General features: G+C 64.4%; 3 protein-coding genes. All 3 read right to left on the bottom strand.

The window, feature by feature from the left end:
* Window positions 1–324 (bottom strand): GNAT family N-acetyltransferase (locus Q8T13_13675; protein ID MDP3718809.1); only part of this gene is annotated, 324 nt, incomplete at its 3' end.
* 8 nt (window positions 325–332) lie between these two features.
* Window positions 333–2,510 carry a S8 family serine peptidase gene (locus Q8T13_13680; protein ID MDP3718810.1) on the bottom strand — a complete coding sequence of 726 codons (2,178 nt, stop codon included), beginning with the start codon at window positions 2,508–2,510 and terminating at the stop codon, window positions 333–335.
* Between the two features lie 450 nt (window positions 2,511–2,960).
* On the bottom strand, window positions 2,961–3,429 hold a 469-nt coding region (locus Q8T13_13685), incomplete at its 5' end, for a GNAT family protein (protein ID MDP3718811.1).

The raw sequence follows: 3,429 nt of genomic DNA on the forward strand, positions 1-3,429 counted from the left end.
GAAGATGCCAATGGCGGTGTCCATGCCGGCGGGCACGACCGCGAAGCAGGCATAGTTGCCGGCCTGGCGTTCGCGCTGCGCCCACAGGATGAAGCGCTCGAAGCCTTCGACCGTGGTCGGCGGCGGCGAGATGAAGCGCGAGACCTCTTCGGTGGTCAGCATCGCCAGCAGCGACGCCGCGTCGTCGAGGCGCAGTTCGCGCAGCGAAAAGCCGGTGCCGGCCATCACCGGCAGGCCCGCTTTCCAGTCACTGGTCGTGACGGTGGTCGTCGTAGTGGTGGTCACCATGGCCGTGGTCCGCGTCAGTTCGGGTTGAAACGGCATCTTCTCCATTACAACCCCCCTTCAATCACGAACAGGCCCGTGGTTGGCGGCTCCGTGACCGTTGGTGCATCCGTCGTCGCGACCGGCTCGGTGATCGGCTCGGGCTCGATGGCGGGCTGCGGTTCAACCACCGGCGTGGTTTCAAGGGCCGGCTGCGGTTCAACTACCGGCGCGGTCATCAGTTCGAACTCGCCACCAAAGAGGTCTTCGAACACCAGCGGGTCAAAGGTGTCGAGCTCGGCGGTGTCGTCGCCGAAGGTTTCGCCGTCACCCGCTGAGCTGCCCCAGGAGATGTTTTCGTCGCCGCTGTTGCCCCACACGATGTTGTCGGCGGCGCTGTTGCCCCACACGATGTTGTCGATGCCTTCGGCGTTGCCCCACACGATGTTGTCGTCGTCGGTGTTGCCCCACACGATGTTGTCGCAGTCGGCGCCGGCGCAGTCGTTGCCCCACACGATGTTGTCGTCGGCGCCGTTGCCCCACACGATGTTGTCGTCACTGCCGTTGCCCCAGACGATGTTGTCGCTATCGCTGTTGCCCCAGACAATGTTGTCGCCGTCGGTGTTGCCCCACACGATGTTGTCGTTGTCGTCGGACGCGCCCCAGACGATGTTGTTGCCCCAGACGATGTTGTCGCAGCCGGCGGTGTCGCAGTTCTCGCCCCAGACGATGTTCTGGCCGACCGGCGTCAAGGCGTCGCCCCAGACAATGTTCTGGCCCCAGGCGGTGCCGCCAGGCGTCAGCACGCCACCGGTCACGCGGCGGTTGCCCCAGAAGATGTGCTTGCTCCACGCCTTCATGTTCGGGTACCGGTCGCCCTTGACGCCGACCGCGAAGTAGCGCGACAGGCGCACCGCACCCAGGGTGTTGAGGAAGCCGGCGCCCTGCGTCAGGTAGTTGTAGTCGTTGTGAGCCTGCGAGGTGAACTGCAGGATGGCCTTCACCATGTTGGGCGTGAGCGCCGGGTTAGCCTGAATCATCAGCGCCACCGTGCCCGACACGACCGGCGCCGCCATGCTGGTGCCGCTCAACGTCAGGTAGGGCAGGTAGGTGAGACCGCTGCGCTTGCCGGCCACCAGGTACGCCGACTTGGTGTTGTAGAAGAGGCTGTTACGTTCGCTCAGCGACACCGTGCCGCTGCCGGGCGCGACCAGGTCGGGCTTGGCCGCGAAGTCAATCATCGTCGGCCCGCGCGAGCTGTAGGCCGCGATGGTGTCGTCGCGACGATCGATGGTGCCCATCGTGCTCGAGGCGCCGACCGTCAGCACCCAAGGCGCGTTGCCCGGCGCGCCGATGGCGCCGTATTGCGGCTGGCCGTTGGCGGCCTTGCCCATGTTGCCGGCGGCGGCGACGACCACGATGCCGGCGTCCACCGCGCGCTTGGCGGCCTGCGTCAGCGGGTCGGTGTGGTAGCTCTCGAACACGCCGGCGCCGAGCGACATATTGATCACGCGGATGTTGTACTGCGTCCGGTTGGCGATGGCCCAGTCGAGCGCGGCAATGATGTAGCTGATCCGGCCCTTGCCCTCGCCGTCGAGCGCCTTGAGCGAGATGATGTTCGCCTTGGGCGCGACCGCCTCGCGCGCGCCGTTCGAGTCGAAGCCGTTGCCGGCGATGATGCCCGCGACATGCGTGCCGTGGCCCCAATCGTCATACTTCGCGGTCTGGCCGTTCACGAAGTCCACAAACGCGGTGACGCGCTGGCCCTGGCGGTTGGCCACGGTCAGGTCGTCGTGCCACGGCGTGATCCCCGAGTCGATCACCGCGACGCCGACGCCGGCGCCGGTGTACCCATACTGGGCGTGCACGTTCTTGGCGCCGATGGCCGCGACCGTGCGGGCGAGGGTGGCGTTGGTCTTGCGGTCGTCCCACAGGCCAGCCACATCCGGGTCGTTGGCGAGGCGCTTCAACAGCGCATTCGGCATCCGGCCCGCCTGACCGTTGAGGATGCCCAATCGCCGGCCGCCCTTGCCGCCGGCCATCTTGATGTTGGCCAGGCAATTCTTGCCGGGCTTGCACACGACGATAATGTCTGACTCGCCAACGCTGTCGGCGCGGTCGCTCAACGTCTGGTCCATCTTGGCATGGCGGACCTTGACCGGTTTGTTGACCTGACCGGCGACCGCTTTGGCGGGCTTGTTCTTGTCGTTGCGGCTCTGGGCCTCAGCAGGCACCCAGATCAACATCACGGCGATTAGGGAGAATAAAAATGTTCTTCCCCACGTGAATTTCTTCGAAGTTTTCAATGACGGACGCTCGTTCATGGTGTCCTTAATTGCAATCCAAGTGCCAGCATAAACCAACGTGGCCGCTACCGGTGCATTTTGTCATATGAAGTCAGTCAAATGCGCCACTATTCCCACACTTCAGTGCATCTATACGGCACTAACTGGAGTGGAAGTCTTGCCTTATCAGGTGTCGTTCGTGTTCTGTACCAGAAGATTAGACCGCAGTTACCGTCGAGATAACATCTGTAATCAATTAATAATAAAAGACTTAGCGCTATTGGTTCTAAATCAGAACACGTATTCTCAAAACGAGACGTTTTTGGGGGAAATTGGCGTACAAGGAACAGGCCCGGACACCCTTGGAATGTCCGGGCCTGCGGCTGAGGGTGAGGGTGAGCCGTTTGAGAACTAGTGGACGACGGGCACGTGCTGGAGCGAGAGGCCCTGCTGGCGCCAGTCCTCGGCGAGAATGCCCCACAGCACCTGGTCGTGATACTGGCCGTGGCGCAAGAACGAACGCCGCAGCACGCCTTCCTGCACGGCGCCGAGCTTGCGCAGGGCGCCGTTGCCGCGGCCGTTGGCCACCGCCGCCCGCGCTTCGAGCCGGCGCGCGCCGACGACGTCGAACGCGAAGTCGAGGACCAGCCGCGCGCCCTCCACGAACACGCCCGTGCCCCAGAACTGTGAACCGAGCGCGAAGCCCCACTCGGCGGTGCCGAAGCCCGGCTCGAGCGAGCGCAGCTGGAAGATGCCAATGGCGGTGTCCATGCCGGCGGGCACGACCGCGAAGCAGGCATAGTTGCCGGCCTGGCGTTCGCGCTGCGCCCACAGGATGAAGCGCTCGAAGCCTTCGACCGTGGTCGGCGGCGGCGAGATG

The sequence above is a fragment of the Acidobacteriota bacterium genome (assembly GCA_030697165.1).
Taxonomy (GTDB): domain Bacteria; phylum Acidobacteriota; class Vicinamibacteria; order Vicinamibacterales; family UBA2999; genus 12-FULL-67-14b.

Bases quoted from the DNA above. Each gene is read 5' to 3' on its own strand.
- Q8T13_13680 (MDP3718810.1), bottom strand. From the start codon at position 2,510: ATGTTGATCTGGGTGCCTGCTGAGGCCCAGAGCCGCAACGACAAGAAC.